The organism is Methylocella sp. (assembly GCF_044226135.1).
Classification (GTDB): domain Bacteria; phylum Pseudomonadota; class Alphaproteobacteria; order Rhizobiales; family Beijerinckiaceae; genus Methylocapsa.
Genome location: NZ_JBGAHM010000013.1, coordinates 35,175 through 51,013, shown reverse-complemented (window position 1 = coordinate 51,013; position 15,839 = coordinate 35,175). Strand labels below are relative to the sequence as shown.

15 protein-coding genes are annotated in these 15,839 nt (G+C 71.3%); 9 read left to right on the top strand and 6 right to left on the bottom strand.

The window, feature by feature from the left end; genetic code table 11:
• Positions 1-11 precede the first annotated feature (11 nt).
• From glsA to madL, 5 genes are all read right to left on the bottom strand, one after another.
• Complete coding sequence (gene glsA / locus ACILRB_RS08045; RefSeq protein ID WP_395665779.1) at positions 12-1,820, bottom strand: glutaminase A; 1,809 nt, start codon at positions 1,818-1,820, stop codon at positions 12-14.
• Between the two features lie 106 nt (positions 1,821-1,926).
• Positions 1,927-2,727, bottom strand: a complete 801-nt coding sequence (locus ACILRB_RS08040) for a lytic transglycosylase domain-containing protein (protein ID WP_395665778.1) — start codon at positions 2,725-2,727, stop codon at positions 1,927-1,929.
• A gap of 194 nt (positions 2,728-2,921) precedes the next feature.
• On the bottom strand, positions 2,922-3,641 hold the full coding sequence (locus ACILRB_RS08035) for a GntR family transcriptional regulator (protein ID WP_395665777.1): 720 nt from the start codon (positions 3,639-3,641) through the stop codon (positions 2,922-2,924).
• 2 nt (positions 3,642-3,643) lie between these two features.
• The gene (madM, locus tag ACILRB_RS08030; protein WP_395665776.1) at positions 3,644-4,408 is read right to left on the bottom strand and encodes a malonate transporter subunit MadM; all 765 of its coding nucleotides are present in this window, start codon (positions 4,406-4,408) and stop codon (positions 3,644-3,646) included.
• Entirely contained in the window at positions 4,405-4,863 is a 459-nt protein-coding gene (gene madL / locus ACILRB_RS08025; protein WP_395665775.1) for a malonate transporter subunit MadL, read from the bottom strand. The genes madM and madL overlap by 4 nt, the downstream gene beginning before the upstream one ends.
• A gap of 383 nt (positions 4,864-5,246) precedes the next feature.
• On the opposite strand from madL, the gene mdcA reads away from it, so the two are divergent.
• The 7 genes from mdcA to ACILRB_RS07990 all read left to right on the top strand — a co-directional run bounded on the left by mdcA (position 5,247) and on the right by ACILRB_RS07990 (position 11,405).
• Positions 5,247-6,893, top strand: coding sequence for a malonate decarboxylase subunit alpha (mdcA, locus tag ACILRB_RS08020; RefSeq protein ID WP_395665774.1), 1,647 nt, complete (start codon positions 5,247-5,249; stop codon positions 6,891-6,893).
• A gap of 11 nt (positions 6,894-6,904) precedes the next feature.
• Complete coding sequence (gene mdcC, locus ACILRB_RS08015; RefSeq protein ID WP_395665773.1) at positions 6,905-7,222, top strand: malonate decarboxylase acyl carrier protein; 318 nt, start codon at positions 6,905-6,907, stop codon at positions 7,220-7,222.
• Entirely contained in the window at positions 7,219-8,175 is a 957-nt protein-coding gene (locus tag ACILRB_RS08010) for a biotin-independent malonate decarboxylase subunit beta (protein WP_395665772.1), read from the top strand. The genes mdcC and ACILRB_RS08010 overlap by 4 nt, the downstream gene beginning before the upstream one ends.
• Positions 8,162-8,887, top strand: coding sequence for a biotin-independent malonate decarboxylase subunit gamma (locus tag ACILRB_RS08005; protein WP_395665771.1), 726 nt, complete (start codon positions 8,162-8,164; stop codon positions 8,885-8,887). The genes ACILRB_RS08010 and ACILRB_RS08005 overlap by 14 nt, the downstream gene beginning before the upstream one ends.
• A gap of 81 nt (positions 8,888-8,968) precedes the next feature.
• A complete protein-coding gene (mdcG, locus tag ACILRB_RS08000) occupies positions 8,969-9,574 on the top strand; it encodes a malonate decarboxylase holo-[acyl-carrier-protein] synthase (RefSeq protein ID WP_395665812.1) in 606 nt (201 codons plus the stop codon).
• Positions 9,571-10,482, top strand: a complete 912-nt coding sequence (gene mdcB / locus ACILRB_RS07995; protein ID WP_395665770.1) for a triphosphoribosyl-dephospho-CoA synthase MdcB — start codon at positions 9,571-9,573, stop codon at positions 10,480-10,482. The genes mdcG and mdcB overlap by 4 nt, the downstream gene beginning before the upstream one ends.
• Positions 10,479-11,405 (top strand): acyltransferase domain-containing protein, encoded by a 927-nt coding sequence (locus tag ACILRB_RS07990; protein ID WP_395665769.1) that lies wholly within the window; start codon positions 10,479-10,481, stop codon positions 11,403-11,405. Before mdcB ends, ACILRB_RS07990 begins: the two co-directional genes overlap by 4 nt.
• Before the next feature lie 7 nt (positions 11,406-11,412).
• On the opposite strand, the gene ACILRB_RS07985 is transcribed toward ACILRB_RS07990, so the two are convergent.
• The gene (locus ACILRB_RS07985) at positions 11,413-12,873 is read right to left on the bottom strand and encodes a hypothetical protein (protein ID WP_395665768.1); all 1,461 of its coding nucleotides are present in this window, start codon (positions 12,871-12,873) and stop codon (positions 11,413-11,415) included.
• A 324-nt stretch (positions 12,874-13,197) separates the two neighbouring features.
• On the opposite strand from ACILRB_RS07985, the gene ACILRB_RS07980 reads away from it, so the two are divergent.
• Entirely contained in the window at positions 13,198-14,325 is a 1,128-nt protein-coding gene (locus tag ACILRB_RS07980; RefSeq protein ID WP_395665767.1) for a hypothetical protein, read from the top strand.
• A 127-nt stretch (positions 14,326-14,452) separates the two neighbouring features.
• Positions 14,453-15,811, top strand: coding sequence for an aspartate aminotransferase family protein (locus ACILRB_RS07975; RefSeq protein WP_395665766.1), 1,359 nt, complete (start codon positions 14,453-14,455; stop codon positions 15,809-15,811).
• Positions 15,812-15,839 lie beyond the last annotated feature (28 nt).

The following is a 15,839-nucleotide window of genomic DNA, read 5'->3' as shown; positions in this document are numbered from 1 at the left end:
GCGGCCGCGCGTCAGCCGCCGAGCGCGCGCGCCGCCGCCGTCGAACGCCGCAGCCGGTCGGCGAGATCGGCGTTGAGCCTGAACAGGATCCGGCTCGCCGCTTCGGGGCGCGCCGCGAGAAAGGCGCGAAGCGCGTCGAGCGGCACGCTCCAGGCGACGGTGTCTTCTTCGGCGACGACGTCGGCCGAACGCGGCGCGGCGGCGAACAGCGCCAGCTCGCCGATCGTCGCGCCGGGCCCGACCGCCGCGACGCGCGGCGCCGCGCCGTCGGCGGCCTCGGCCTCGACGCGCAGGCGCCCGGAGGCGACGGTCAGAATGTCGCGCGCCGGCTCGCCCCGCCGGAACACATGTTCGCCGCGCGCGAAAACGCGCCGCGCCGGCGCGAGCGCGGCGAGGAGGGCCGCGGCCTCGTCCGGATCGAGGCCCGCGAGCCAGTCGGCCGCAAGCGGCGCGAACGCCTCGGGCGGCCCCGACGCGCCCTCGGCGAGAAGCTCGTCTTCGGCGGCTTCGAGCGCGGCGTCGAGATCGGCCGCGCGCGTCGCCGCCGTCGCGCCCGCGGGGAGGCCCGGCGGGGCATGGGCGAGGATGAGCCGGCGCGCCGCCGCGCCGCCCTGCGCCGCCAGCTCCGCGAGGAAGGTCTCGAACAGGAGGGCCGCGCCGCGCTCGACGCGGACGGCGCGGCTCAGGTTGAGGATCGTCACCTCGCCGCGCCCGAGCCCCTCGCCGGCGAGCCGCAGCAGCCGTTCGGCGGCGGCGGGGCAGATCTCGCCCTGGGCGTCGATCACGAGGATGCGCCGCGCCAGCGCGTCGAGCCGCGCCGCGTCCTGCGCCGGGCGTCCGCGCGTCGAGCGCAGAGCGTCGCCGGCGAGCACGCGGCCGGCGCGGGCCTGCGGGCGGGCGCCCAGCACATGCAGCGACAGGCGCTCCGACAGCAGCCGGCAGGCGGCGACGGCGCGCACGCTGTTGCCGAAACGGTCGAGCGGCGGCGAAAAGGCGGCGATCCCGAACTGGCCCGGCGCCGCCGCCACGATCCCGCCCGACACGCCGCTCTTGGCCGGCAGGCCGACCTCATGGGCCCATTGCCCGGCGTAGTCATACATGCCGCAGGTGAGCATCACGGTGAGCACGTCGCAGACATGGTCCTCGGCGACGGCGCGCGCGCCGGTGAGCGGATTGACCCCGCCGTTGGCGAGCGTCGCCGCCATGACGGCGAGGTCGCGCACGTCGACCGAGACGGCGCATTGCCTGAAATAGACGTCGAGCGCGTCGTCGGGCATGGCCTCGATCATGCCGGCGTTCAGCATCAGCCAGGCGATGGCGCGGTTGCGGTGCCCGCTCATCGCCTCCGACCGGAACATCTCCTCGTCGACGTCGAGCGGGCGGCCCGCGAAGCGCGACAAGGTTTCGAGCATGGCGCCGGCGCGCGCCGCCCGGCTGTCTCCGGGAAACAGCGCCGAGACGGCGATGGCGCCGGCGTTGACCATGGGGTTGAACGGACGGTTGCCGACGCTGTCGAGCACGATGGCGTTGAAGGCGTCGCCGGTCGGCTCGACGCCGACTTTCGCCAGCGTCGCCTCGCGGCCGAGGCGGTCGAGCGCCGCCGCATAAGCGAACGGCTTCGAGATCGACTGGATGGAGAAGCGCAGATCGGCGTCGCCGACGCTGAACACGCGCCCGTCGGTCGTCGCGACGGCGAGGGCGAGGGCGTTCGGATCGGCGCCGGCGAGCGCGGGAATGTAGGAGGCGACCTCGCCGCCCCCGACCCCCGCAAGCTCGGCGCGCAGCTCCTCAAGCAGCGTTTGCAGCGGAGAGGAAAGCAAGTCCCGCTCCCTCGTGGCGGATGTCGCGCCGCCCGTCGCCTCGCGGGCCGGCGGCGCGTCCCCAGATGTGGCCGAAGCCGGGCCGGCTGTCGAGCGCCGCGGCGCGTCAGCGCCCGGCGTCGATCTTCTGGCCGAGCAGCGCGATCGCCTGCTGATAGACGCTCGCGGCGTTCCAGGCCTGGATGGCGGCGAAATTGGGCTCGCCCGGCTGGTAGCCCGCGCCGGCGCGCCAGCCATGCGCCTTGAGGAAGTTCGCGGTCGAATTCAGCGCGTTGGCCGCGTTGTTGAGGTCGCCGCCGACGCCATATTGCAGCACCGCCTTGGGCATGAACTGGGTCTGCCCGACCTCGCCATGCATCGAGCCGCGCGCGTCGGGCGCGATCTGGCCGCGGTCGATAAGCTGCAGCGCGGCGTAGAGCTGGTCGGTGAAGAAGGCCGAGCGGCGGCAGTCATAGGCGAGCGTGGCGACGGAGGACAGCATGTGCTGGTTGCCGCGCACCGCGCCAAAGCCCGTCTCCATGCCCCAGATCGCGATCAGCGGCCCCGGCGGCACGCCATAGCGCTGCTCGATCGAGGCGAACAGGGCGGCGTGGCTCTGCCTGAAGGCGCGCCCGCGCGAGACGATCGCCGAGCCGCCGCGCTTGGCGAGGAACTGGTCGAGCGACAGCCTGAAGCTCTTCTGGCCGCGGTCGGCGGCGATGGTCGCCGCGGCGTAATGGGTGTTCATCAGCGCCGAGATCGCCGTCGGGCCGACGCGCCCCTTGGCCTCGTCGGCGAACTGCCGCTTCCAGGCGTCATAGCCCGCGGCCGAATTGCCGCATTGCGCGGCGAAGGCCTGGCCCGCCATGGCCGCGAGCGCGGCCGCCGCCGCGAGTCCGATTGCGCCTGACTTCGCCTGCTTCGTCATGAGGAGCGCCCCTGCCCTTCCGCGTTCGGCCGGGCGCCCTGCGCCCGTTTCGCCGTCAAGATCGGGCCCGCTCTGGCGAGAGGCCGCGCGTCCCGCCTAGCCCAGGAGAAGCGCGTTCCGCAAGGCCGTCGGCGACGCCGGCCACACTTAGGGTGAAAATGTGATTGACGCGCCACAAGGCGCGGCGCGCCGCTTCAGAATTCTCCGGCGTGCTCGGCGATATAGGCGCCGATCGCGCTCGCCGCGTTCATCATGTGCGCGCGCATGCGCCGCGCCGCCTCCTCGCCGTCGCCCTGGGCGATCGAGGTCATGATCGCGTCATGTTCCTCGCGCGAGCGCACGATGCGCGCGCCGTGGCGCAGCTGCGTGCGGCGGAACGCCTTGAGCCGCGCCCGGATCGCCATCGCCTGCTCGGCCATGAAGCCGTTGTGGGTCGCGGCGTAGATCGCTTCGTGGAACTTGACGTTGAAGGCGTCGTAGCCGTCGAGGTCGTTCGCCGCGACGAGCGCGCGCGAGGCCTCGTGCAGCTCCATCAGCCGGCTGCGTTCGAGCGGGGTGATGCGGTAGGTGGCGAGCCGCGCGCACATCGCCTCGACCTCGGCGGTCGTCTCGAACATGTCCATGATGCGTTCAGGCGTCATGCGCGCCACGACGACGCCGCGGCGCGGGCGCATCTCGACGAGGCCGCTCGCGGCGAGCTGGCGCAGCGCCTCGCGCACCGGGGTGCGGGAGGCGCCGAAGCGGTCGGCGAGGTCCTGTTCGTCGAGCGCCGCCCCGGCGGCGAAGGCGCCTGAGGCGATCTCGTCGGTCAGGGCGTTGCGGATCTGGTCGGAAAGGAGCGCAGGCTCCTCTCCCTTGAGCTCCGCGCGCGGAAGACCGGCGCGCGGAGGATCGGTCCGGGGAAGGTCGGTCATGGTCATCCCGTGAGAGACCGGACCGCCAGATAAAGGATCGACGGTCCGACGAGGCATCCAATGCCAGTGTGGAAGGTCGCCGTCAAAGCGCCATAGGGGACGAGCTTGGGGTCGGTGGCGGCGAGCCCGCCGGCGACGCCGCTGACCGTGCCCATCAACCCGCCGAAGGCCATCGCCGAGCGCGGATTGTCGAGCCCGATCAGCTTCGCCAGCATGGGCGTGAACACCATCACCATCACCGCCTTGAGGACGCCGGTGGCGATGGACAGGGCGATGATGACGGAATCCGCGCCGAGCGCCGCGCCGGTGACCGGGCCGACGATATAGGTGATGGCGCCGGCGCCGATCGTCGTCAGGGTGACCGCGTCGCGGTAGCCCCAGGCGAGCGCGATCGACACGCCGATGACGAACGGCAGGACGGTGCCGATGGCCAGCGCGCAGACGCCGATGAGGCCGGCTTTCTTCGCCTCGACGACGTCGACCTCGAAGGCGGTGGCGACGATGGCGAAGTCGCGCAGCATGGCGCCGCCGAGCAGGCCGACGCCGGCGAACACCGGAATGTCGGCGAGGCCCTTCTTGCCGCCGGTGACGACGCCGCCGAAATAGGCGAGCGCGAGGCCGATCAGGATGGCGATGGCCGAACCGTGGATGCGCCCGGCGGTCAGCCGCTTCGAGAGGATCAGCGAGACATACATCACCGCGCCGACGACGGCGAAGGCGGCGACGAGCCCCTGCTCGAGAAAGACGTGCTCGATCATGTGCGTCATGGCGTCTGAACCTTCACGTTCGCAGGAGCCGGAAGAAGGTCGCCGGAGATGACGTCGCCGCCATGCTCGACGGAAACCGGGTCATGCACGTCCGAGGGGCGCTCGCGGCCGATGCGGCCGAGCAGGGCGGTCGCGGCGAAGCAGGCGGAGACGGCGGCGACGGCGGTGACCGCGACGAGCGGCCCGCCGCTCAGCGCGGCGACGACGTTCTGCTGCGCGGCCATGGCGACGACGATGGGAATGTACATCGTCCCCCAGAACTCGACGCCGAGCTTCACGCCATGGTTCAGCCCGCCGGATTTCTGCAGGTAAACGCGGGCCGCGATCAGCAGCATCATGGCGAGGCCGACGCCGCCGACGTTCGCCTTGACGCCGAGCAGGACGCCGAGGAGATCGCCGAGAAAGACGCCGACGAGGGTGCAGATGGAAAGAAGGGCGACGCCGAAGATGGTCATGTCGCGGCCCTCCCGCGGCGCGCGTTCGCGCCGGCGCAGCCGTCAAGGCTGTGGCTCATGTGGGGCTCCTCCGATGGGCCGCTCTTACGGCGGCTCGTCATGTATACGTAAATTATTATTAATCGCAATAGTGCATACAAACAATTTTTGGCGGCGCGGCCGCGCTCTCGCCCCCGCGCGCCCGCGCCCGATGCGCGCCGCGCTCTCCGTCAGAGCCGGTTTCCTTCCCCAAAATGGCGACGGCTGAAGCCGCGCAGGACGGCGGCCGCGCCGGCTCGACAGATTTATGTATGCACTGACTTGCGTATTTGCTTTTTTCGTATAATGAAAGGGCATGCCGGGCGAACGCCCGCACGCGGCGGCGGAACGCCTGGGAGCAAGGGATGAAGCGCTGGGACTTGGAGCGCGAGGCGCGCAGGGAGCGGATCGCCGCGGGCGCCGCCTTCGCCAAAGGCAAGATCGTCGCCGCGGCCGACGCCACGCGCCTCATCGAGGCGGTGATCCGGCCGTTCGACCGCGTCTGCCTCGAAGGCGACAACCAGAAGCAGGCCGACCTTCTCGCCCGCGCGCTCGCCGCCGCCGACCCCGCAAAGATCCACGATCTGCACATGGCGCAGTCGGGCGTCGTGCTGCCCGAGCATCTCGACGTGTTCGAGACCGGCGTCGCGAAGCGGCTCGACTTCGCCTATTCCGGCCCGCAGGCCGGGCGCATCGCCAAAATGCTGTTCGGCGGCAAGATCGAGCTTGGCGCCGTCCACACCTATCTCGAACTGTTCGCGCGCTATTTTATCGACCTCACGCCGAACGTCGCGCTCGTCGCCGCGGTCAGCGCCGACCGCGACGGCAATCTCTATACCGGCCCCAACACCGAGGACACGCCGACCGTCGTCGAGGCGACCGCCTTCAAGAACGGGATCGTCGTCGCGCAGGTCAACGAGGTGGTCGAGCGCGTGCCGCGCGTCGACATCCCGGGCGACCGCGTGCATTTCGTGGTGGAGGCGAAGAAGCCGTTCTACGTCGAGCCGCTGTTCACGCGCGACCCCGCCGCCATCACCGAGACGCAGATCCTGACCGCCATGCTGGCGATCAGGGGCATTTACGAACCCTATGGAATCCGCCGCCTCAACCATGGCATCGGCTTCAACACCGCGGCGATCGAGCTTCTGCTGCCGACCTACGCCGAGCGCCTCGGGCTCAGGGGCAAGATCTGCACCCACTTCGCGCTCAATCCGCATCCGACGCTCATTCCGGCGATCGAATCGGGCTTCGTCGAGCAGATCCACTGCTTCGGCTCGGAAGTCGGCATGGACGGCTATGTCGAGGCGCGCTCCGACGTGTTCTTCACCGGCCCGGACGGCTCGCTGCGCTCGAACCGCGCCTTCTGCCAGACCGCCGGCCTCTACGCCTGCGACATGTTCATCGGCTCGACATTGCAGATCGACCTCGCCGGCCATTCCTCGACCGTCACGCCGGCGCGCATCGCGGGCTTTGGCGGCGCGCCCAACATGGGGTCTGACGCGCGCGGGCGCAGGCACCCGGCCGCCCCCTGGCTCAAGGCCGGCGCCGAGGCCGATCCCGTGACCGCGCCGGCGTTGCGGCGCGGCCGGAAACTCGTCGTGCAGATCGGCGAGACGTTTGGCGAGGGCAACGCGCCGACCTTCGTCGAAAGGCTCGACGCGCTGACGCTCGCCGAAAAGCTCGGCCTCGACCTCGCGCCCGTCATGATCTACGCCGACGACGTGACCCATATCGTCACCGAGGAGGGGATCGCCAACCTGCTGCTCTGCCGCGACGCCGACGAGCGCGAGCAGGCGGTGCGCGGCGTCGCCGGCTACACCGGGGTCGGGCGCGGACGCGACCGCAAAATGGTCGAGCGGCTGCGCGCGCGCGGCGTGATCCGCCGGCCCGAAGACCTCGGGATCAACGTGCTCGACGCCGACCGCAGCCTGCTCGCGGCGCGCTCGATCAAGGATCTCGCGCGCTGGTCCGGCGGGCTCTATCGTCCGCCGTCGAAATTCCGCAACTGGTGAGGAGGCTTCCGGTGGAGACCCTCTGTTTCGAGCATGAGACGCGCGCCCCCGCCGCCGGCGCGCGCAAGGCCGTCGTCGTCGGCGTCGTCGCGTCCGGCAATCTCGAGGCGCTCGTCGAGCGCGTCCTGCCCGAACGCCTCTGCCGCGTCGAGATCGCCACGCCCGCGCAAGGCTTCGGCGACGTCTGGGCGGCCGTGGTCGCCGATTTCGTCGAGCGCTATTCGCCGGGCGGCCTGCGCTTTTCCGTCAACGACGGCGGGGCGCGGCCGGACACCGTCGCCCTGCGGCTCGCCCAGGGCCTGAAGACGATCGAGGAGGACACGCCATGAGCGCGCTCGCCGAAGACGCCGCGCCGGACGACGCGCCGCCCGCCGACGCCCCCCTCATCAGCTGGAACGAGGCGAGCGCGCGCGCGCGCGTCGCGGCCTTCGTCGATCCCGGCAGCTTCGTCGAATTCCTCGGCCCCGAGGCGCGCGAGACGAGCCCGCATCTCGACGTCTTCGACCTGCCGAAGCAGTTCGACGACGGCATGATCGTCGGCCGCGCCCGGCTTGGCGGCGCGCCCGTCTTGGTCGCGGCGCAGGAAGGCCGCTTCATGGGCGGCGCCTTCGGCGAGGTGCATGGCGCGAAGCTCGTCGGCCTGCTGCGCGCGGCGACCGCGTCGCGCGGAAAGATCCGCGCCCTCCTGATCCTGTTCGACACCGGCGGCGTCAGGCTGCAGGAGGCCAACGCCGGCGAGATCGCCATCGCCGAGATCATGCGCGCCGTCCTCGACGCCCGCGCCAGGGGCGTCGCCGTCGTCGGCCTCATTGGCGGGCGCGCCGGCTGCTACGGCGGCGGCGGGCTGATTTCCGGCTGCTGCGGCGCCCTCGCCGTCTCCGAGGAAGGCCGGATCAGCGTGTCGGGCCCCGAGGTCATCGAGACCAACAGGGGAGTCGAGGAGTTCGACTCCAGGGACCGCGCGCTGGTCTGGCGCACCATGGGCGGCAAGCATCGCCGCCTGCTCGGCGTCGCCCAGGCGTTTTGCGAGGATACGGCGAAAAGCTTTCGCGACGCCGCCCTTACGCTCATGGAAAGCCCGCCGCCCTTCGATCTCGCGACGATGCTGAAGGAGCAGGCGCGGCTCGAACGCCGGCTCGAACGTTTCGGAGCCGCGCGTGACGGGCGCGACGTCTGGGCTTTGCTCGGCGCGCCGGACCCTGCCGCCGTGCCCGATCTTTCAACCGCAGACTTTCTTGCGCTCGCCGGCAAAATCGCGGAAGACGCCCATGACGCTCGATGAGATTCTCGCCTCGCTTTTTCCTGACGGCGGCGTGCGCGTCGACGACGACGGGCTGATTTCTGGCGAAGGCGCCGTTCCGGGCGTCGGCGCCGCGCATGTCGTCGGCGTCGCGCGCGGGACGGCGCTCGGCGTCGAGGCCGCGGCGCGCCTCGCCCGCATGACGCTCGACATTCTGGGCGGCGCGCGCAAGGGCCCGATCCTCGTCCTGATCGACAGCGACAGTCAGCGCATGAGCCGGCGCGACGAGCTTCTGGGCCTCTCCGAATATCTCGCCCATCTCGCCAAATGCCTGAACCTCGCCGAGCGCTCGGGCGTGCGCACGGTCGGGATTCTCTACGGGCATACGGCCGCCGGCGCCTTCATCGCCACCGCGCTCGCGACCGGGGTTCTCGTCGCCCTGCCCGGCGCGCATCCCGAAGTGATGGACCTGCCCTCCATGGCGCGCGTCACCAAGCTGCCGCTCGACCTCCTGAACGAGAAGGCGAAATCGACGCCGGTGTTCGCGCCGGGCGTCGACAATCTCGCGCGAACCGGCGCCGTGCTCGAAATCTGGGACCCGGCGCGCCCGCTCGGCGCGCAGCTCGCCGCGCTGCTGGCGAAGCCCGCCGACGGCGCCGACGCGCGCGACGCCCTTGGCGCGGCGCGCGGCGGACGCCCGAAAGCCCGCGACGTCGCCGCGCGCGTCGAACGCCTGGCGAACGCCGATGGCTGACGCCGCGGCGGCCTTCGGCACAAAAGCCGCGCCGCGCCGCCACGCCGTGCTGCGCGTCTCCCCCAGGGCTTCGCCGACGCGCTGGCGCGCCTCGCCGTCGCGCCAGGCCCAGCCGTCGAGGACTGGGCCCGGCGCGGGCGCCCCCTGATGGCGCGGCGGCCCGGGCCGTGCGACGTCGCCTGGCGCGCGCCGGCCGGCCTGCCGCTGCCGCCGGCGCTCGGCAAGCGCCGCATCGCGCTCTCGCTCGACCCTGGCGCCGTCGTCAGCGTCGAGCCGCCGCCAAAGCTCGAAGACTGCGCCGGCCTCGCGCCGAAGACGTGGCGGACGACGATCGAGGCCGCGCTCGCGGCGGGCGCGGCGGCCGGCGCGACGCCGCGCTGCTTCGGCTCGCTGGCGTGGCGCGCGCTCACGGGCCTCCCCTATCTTGGCGCGGCCTCAGATCTCGACCTGATCTTCTGCGTCGACGCGCGAACCGACGTCGAGGCCCTGCTCGCGCGCCTCGACGCGCTCGCCTCAAACGCGCCGACGCGCGTCGACGGCGAGGTCATTCGCGCCGAAACCGGCTGCGCCGCAAACTGGCGCGAGCTTGCGGACGGCGCGCCGGAGGTGCTCGCCAAATCCGTCGAGGGCGCCGTCCTCATGTCGCGCGCGGCTTTTCTGAGGCGCCCTGCCGGGGCCGCGGCATGACCGGCGCGGCCGCCCTGCGCCGTGCGCCCGCGCCGCGGCCGCGCGGCGTCCCCGCGCCGCGGGCGCTCGGCGCGCTCGCCGCCCGATGCCTGCGCCTCGAGGTCGACACCTTTCCAAAGCCGGGCCTCGTCAGCCATGTCGACAATGGCAGCCATCATGACATGACGGCCGGCATGCTGCGGCGCAGCGCCGACGCGCTCGAACCCTATTTCACGGCGCTCGCCGAAGCCGGCGCGCGCTACGCGCCGATGGACGAACTGCGCGTCATCGGCCTTGACGCCGAAGCGGCGATGATGAAGGCGACGGGCGGCGTCAACGCCCATCGCGGCGCGATCTTCGGGCTCGGCCTGTTCTGCGCCGTCGCCGCCGCGCCATGCGAGGCGGATCCTGGCGAGGCGGATTTTGGCGAGGCGGATCCTGGCGAGACGACTCTTGGCGAGACGACTCTTGGCGAGGCGGCGCGGCGGCGCTACGGCGAGGCCGTCCTGAAAGGCCCCGTCGCGCTTCTCAGCCACGGGACGGGCGCGCGGCGGCGCTTCGGCGCGCAGGGCGCGCGCGGCGAGGCGGCGGCGGGCTTTCAGAGCGTCTACCGGCTCGGCCTGCCGGCGCTCGAGGACGGCGCGCGGCTCGCCCCCTGCGACGCCGAGGCCATGCGCGTCCACGCCTGCTTCGCGCTGATCGCCGCGGTCGAGGACACCAATCTCCTGCATCGCGGCGGCGCCGAGGGCCTCGCCTTCGCGCAGGCGCAGGCGCGAGACTTTCTGGCGCAGGGCGGCGTCGGCGCGCCGGACTGGCGCAGGCGCGCGGAGCGGGTTCACGCCGCCTTCGTGCGCCGCAGGCTCAGCCCCGGCGGCTCGGCCGACCTTCTGGCCTTCAGCCTGTTCGCGCGCGCGGTCGAGGGCGCATGAGCCTCGCCATATTATTTTCCGGACAGGGGACGCAGCACCGGGAGATGTTCGCGCTGACGGCGCAGGCGCCTGAAGCGCGGCCGGTCTTCGAATCGGCCGCGGCCGCGCTCGGCGAGGATCCGCGCGACTTCGTGCGGGAGGCCGGCGACGACGCGTTGCACGCCAATCGCGCCGGGCAGATTCTCTGCGTGACCCAGGCGCTCGCGGCGTTCGCGGCGCTTGCCGGGACGCTGGCGGAGACGGGCGGGACGATCGCGCTCGCGGGCTACAGCATCGGCGAGCTTGCGGCCTGCGCCTGCGCCGGCATGATCCCGGCCGCGATGGTGCTGGAGCTTGCCGGCCGCCGCGCCGCGCTGATGGACGCGGCGGGCGGCCCCGACGAAGGGCTCGCCTTCGTGCGCGGCCTGCCGCGCGCCGCGGTCGAGGCGCTCTGCGCGCGCTTTGGCGCCGCGACCGCCATCGTCAATCCGGGCGAAGCCTTTGTCGTCGGCGGCGGGCGCGAGACCCTGCGCGCGCTGTGCGCGGCGGCGCTGGCGCAGGGCGCCGTCAAGGCCGGGGCGCTCAAGGTGAACGTCGCCTCGCACACGCCGCGCCTCAGGGCCGCGAGCGCCGGCTTCGCGCAGGCGCTGGCCGCGGCCGGGCTCGCGCGCCCGCGCCCCGACTTTCGCCTCTTCAGCGGGATCGACGCGGCCCGCGTGTTCACGCCCGCGCAGGCGTGCGAAAGGCTGGCGGCGCAGATTTCACAGACGATCGACTGGGCCGGATGCCTTGAGGCCTGCGTCGAATCGGGCGCGACGCGCGCGCTCGAACCAGGCCCCGGCCGCGCCCTCGCCGCCATGGCGTCGGACGTCGGGCTCGACGCGCGCGGCCTCGAGGATTTCCGCACGCTCGAAGGCGCGCGCGGCTGGCTCGCGGCGGGCTAGCCTCCGCTCAGGCGGCGGGCGCCGAACGCCGCACCCGCGCCGGCGCCGGGTCCGGCTCGCGCGCCGGCGCAAGCCGTTCGCGCCGCGCCGGCGCGGGCGGGCGCGCGCGCGCCGGACGGGCCGCCGCGACGCCGATGACGGCGCCGAACATCGCGCCGATATTGGCGCCGAAATCGACGTTGCCGGCGAGCGCCCAGGGCAGCAGCGCCGAGACGAGGGCGAGCCGCACGCCCTTGACGAAGGCCTCCGAGCTTTCGTCATATCCCTTGGTCATCAGGGTCTGCGTGATGAACAGCGCGATGATCGACGCGCCGACGACGCCGGTCGTGGCGGCGAGCGCGACATAGCCCGACGAGCTGCGGGTCGACCCCACGCCGACGCCAAGCCCGTGCGAGGCGACAAAGGCCGACAGCGAGGTCGCGTTCCAGAAGCTGCGCGCCTGATAGGAGACGGTGGCGGTCTTCTTGAACAGGATGGCGTCGAGAAAATCGCTCAGCTGCGCGTAAAGCGTGTCCATCATGGCGAACACCGCGATCGTCGCGAGCAGCAGGCAGATCAGCGTCAGAAGCTCGGCGCCGACGCGGGCCGAGGCGCGCCGGTCGCGCGTCGGCGTGAAGCCGCGCACGCCGAAGTCGATGAAGTACCACATGACGATCGAAATCAGCCACAGATAGCCCGTCGTCGAGGTCGACAGGACGACCATCAGCGCCAGCGCGCCGGCGGTCGCGAGCATGACGGCGCGGGTCAGCGCCTTTTCGACGGCGGGGCGCAGAAACAGCAGCATCGAGGCGAAGAAGGCGCCGTTCCAGCCGAAGGTCGAGGATTCGGGCGCGAGCCCGATCAGGCGGCGCACGCCGAGCGTCGCCGAATTGTCGAGAATGGCGTAGGAGGCGTTCCGGAACGGCTTCAGCACGCCGGAGTCGGCGAAGACGAGGTCGGCGACGCCGCTCAGCACGACGACGATTCCGCCAAGGAGAAGCGCGGAGACGAATTTGTCGCGGAAGCCCGGCTGCGTCGCCAGGACCGAAATCGACAGGCCGGCGAGAACCGACGTCGCGAGATAGGCGCATTGCGTCAGATTGGTCGTCGAGAAGGCGAGCTGGCCGGTCTGGAAGTCATCCTCGAGCCGGATCGGGATGACGCGGATCTGGCCTGCGAACAGATTGGGCGAAATCACCGAAATGACCACGGCTGCGGCGAGAAAGGCGAACAGCAGCCCGAACTTGTCGAAGTCGAGCGCATAGGCCGCGGCCCGTCCGCCAAGGCGCGGATCGAGCGCGATGCGGCCAAACAGCAACACCACGAGCACGGTCTGCGGCAGCAGCGACAGGCCGCCGATCGCGTCCGGCGGCAGCAGCGACAGCGAGGTGAAGGCGCTCGTCGCGAAGAACAGGCGGAACAGCAGGCCGGCGTCGCCGAAAAACCCGATCGCCAGCAGGGCGGCCATGACGACGCTTGGATAGCCCATCTGCTCCGCCTTTTATGATGCGCCTCATGTGGTCAGTCGGGCCGAAGCGGGACGGCGCCCGGGCGCTTCGGGCGCGTGAGCGACGCCGGCGGCGTTGCGGGAGAGCCGCCGCGCACGGCGGGACACGGCCATTTCCCCATGCCGGCGCGCATGAGGCAAGCATCGGGATTTACGGACCGGCCGCCCTTCTCTCGCATGCGTGCGGCCTCACGAACGCGTGTTTTCCGCAGCTTGGCCCGGCGCGCCGCCTCCGCGAGGATCGGCCCGGTCCAAGCCGCGTCGCCTCCGGCGCGGCGCCACACCGCCGATCAGCGGAAGGGTCGCATGGCTCAAACGCGCAACGCCTATGTCCTCGTCGACGGCGAGCCCGAGCCGATCGACCCGTTCGCGGCGAAAGACTACGGCCTCGGCGAGGATTTCTACGTCACGGTCTTCCGCGAGATCGAGGAGAGCACGACGCTCTCGGGCTACACGTTCTTTCTCGCCTATCACGTGCCGGACGCGCTGCCGGCCTATGGGCCGAAGGTCGTTTTCGTCGTGCTCGCCGACGAAGCCTATCAGCATCGCGCATGGTTCAGCGACGTCGGCTGCATCCTGCGCTGCCTTGGCGTCAGGCCGGTCTACCTCGACGGCGCGCCGTCAAGCGGGCTCAGGGCGGCGGCGCTGGTTCATTTCCTTTACAAATACGCGCAGCACCTGACGTCGGTCGCGCGATGCGTCGCGGCGACGCGGCGCTGGACCCTCGGCGAGGTCGAGCGCAAGACGCTGCACGTCCCGCTTGGAGTCTACGGAACCTTCGACCCGGCCCCGAAGCCCGCGGCCGAGCGCGACGTCGACTACGCCTTTCTCGGCAGCCTCGGCTTCGACGACCGCTTCAAAAAGCTCATCCATCGCCTGATGTCGCCGCCGAAAATTCTCGCCCGGCGCGCCATGCTGCGCGCCGTCGAGGCCCTGCCGAAGACGCTCAGGGGACGGCTCCGCGCCACTTCGGATTTCTGGGAGAGCGTGCAGACGCCGGAGGATTACGTGCGGACGATGAGCCGCACGAAGATCGCGCTCGCGCCGCGCGGCACGAGCTATGAGACCTACCGCTTCTTCGAGGCCTGCAAGGCGGGCTGCCTCGTCGTCTGCGAGCCCCTGCCGAAGACCTGGTGTTATGAGCGACATCCAGGCATTGAGCTCGCCGACTGGTCCGACCTTCCGGCCGTCGTCGCCGCCTGTCTCTCCGACCCCGCGTTTCTCGCCGCCAAGTCGCAGGAGACGCTCGACTACTGGCGCGAAGTGGCCTGCGAGCGCGCGATCGCCGCGCGCGTCGCCCGTTTCGTCGAAGCGACGGCGCCGAACGGCGCGCAGCCGGAAAGTCGCAATGGCCGCGTTCAAGGCGGAATGGTCGGCTCGGGATTTTCCGCGGCTATGAAAGCGCCGGCGCGGCGCATATGTCATGACGTATAAAATATAACAGCGCCGGCGCCGCCTGGCCTCCGGGCCGCTCCGCCCTCCTTCCGACGACGCTCATGACGGCCCCCGCCGGACGGCGTCTCTCTTCCGACACCGTGAGAATTGCTTCAAGGAGTTTGCGATGAATTTCATTTCCGACCGCCCGTCCCTCCGCAGCGAGACGGAGCGCCGCAACGAGGACATTCTGAGCCGCACGAAAGGCGCCATCGCCGGCGGCGACAGCAGCACGATGCGCGTGCCCTCCTACCATATCCCGCTCGTGGCCGAGCACGGCCTCGGCTCGCATGTCTGGGACGCGGACGGGAATGAATATGTCGACTTCAACATGGCCTATGGCCCGCTGATCCTCGGCCATCGCAACCCGGCGATCGTCGACGCGGTGACGCGGCAGCTCAAGACCGGCGGCAGCCAGCTCGGCTTTCCCACCAGGATCAACCTGCGCGTCGCCGAAAAGATCAAGTCGTTCTTCCCCGGCATGGAGCTGATGCGCTTCGCGAACTCCGGCACCGAAGCCGACGCGTCGGCGGTCCGCCTCGCCCGCGCCGTGACCGGGCGCCCGAAGCTCCTGATGTTCGAGGGCCATTACCACGGCTGGAGCGAGGGCGTCTTCCACCGCTACCACGCGCCGGTCGCCATGCTGCCCGACTGCGGGTTCGGCCCGGCCATTCCCGGCACGCAGGGCATGAGCGCCGGCATGCCCGACGCCGTCGTCGTGCGCTGGAACGACCTCGACGCGCTCGCCGCATGCCTCGACGTCCACGGCCCGGAAGTCGCGGCCGTGATCATGGAGCCGATCATGGGCAACGCCGGCGTGATCCCGCCGAAGCCCGGCTATCTCGAAGGCGCGCAAGCGCTCGCCCGCCAGCATGGCGCGCTGCTGATCTTCGACGAGGTCATCACCGGCCTCAGGGTCGCGCCCGGCGGCGCGCAGGAGCTTTACGGCGTCAGGCCCGACATCACCGTCATCTCGAAGGCGCTCGGCGGCGGCTTCCCGGTCGCGGCCTTCGGCGCCTCGAAGGAGATCATGGCGCCGATCGCCGAGGGCGCCGTGTTCCATGGCGGCGTCTATTCGAGCAACGCCACGGTGATGGCCGCGGCCGAAGCCGTGCTCGACCACATCGAGGCCGACGCCGAGGCCATCTACGCCCGCATGTATGCGCTGTCCGACATGCTGGCCGGGGGGCTGCGTGACATCTTCGCCCGCGCCGGCCGGCCCGCGGTGGTGCAGCATGTGGGCCCGATGCTGTCGCTGTTCCTGACCACGCGGGAGACGGACGCGATCCATGACTACAGGCAGGCGCGCGCGCTCTGCGACGCCGACGCCTACATCGCCCTGCAACACACGCTGCAGCGGGCCGGCGTCTACTTCCACCCGAATTATTTCGAACCGATGTATCTCTCGGCCGTCCATTCCGAGAAGGACGTCGCGGTGGCGCTCGACCGCATCGACGCCGCCGCGCAGGCGATGTTCAGGGCCTGACCGATCGGACGCGGCCGCCCCGCGCCGC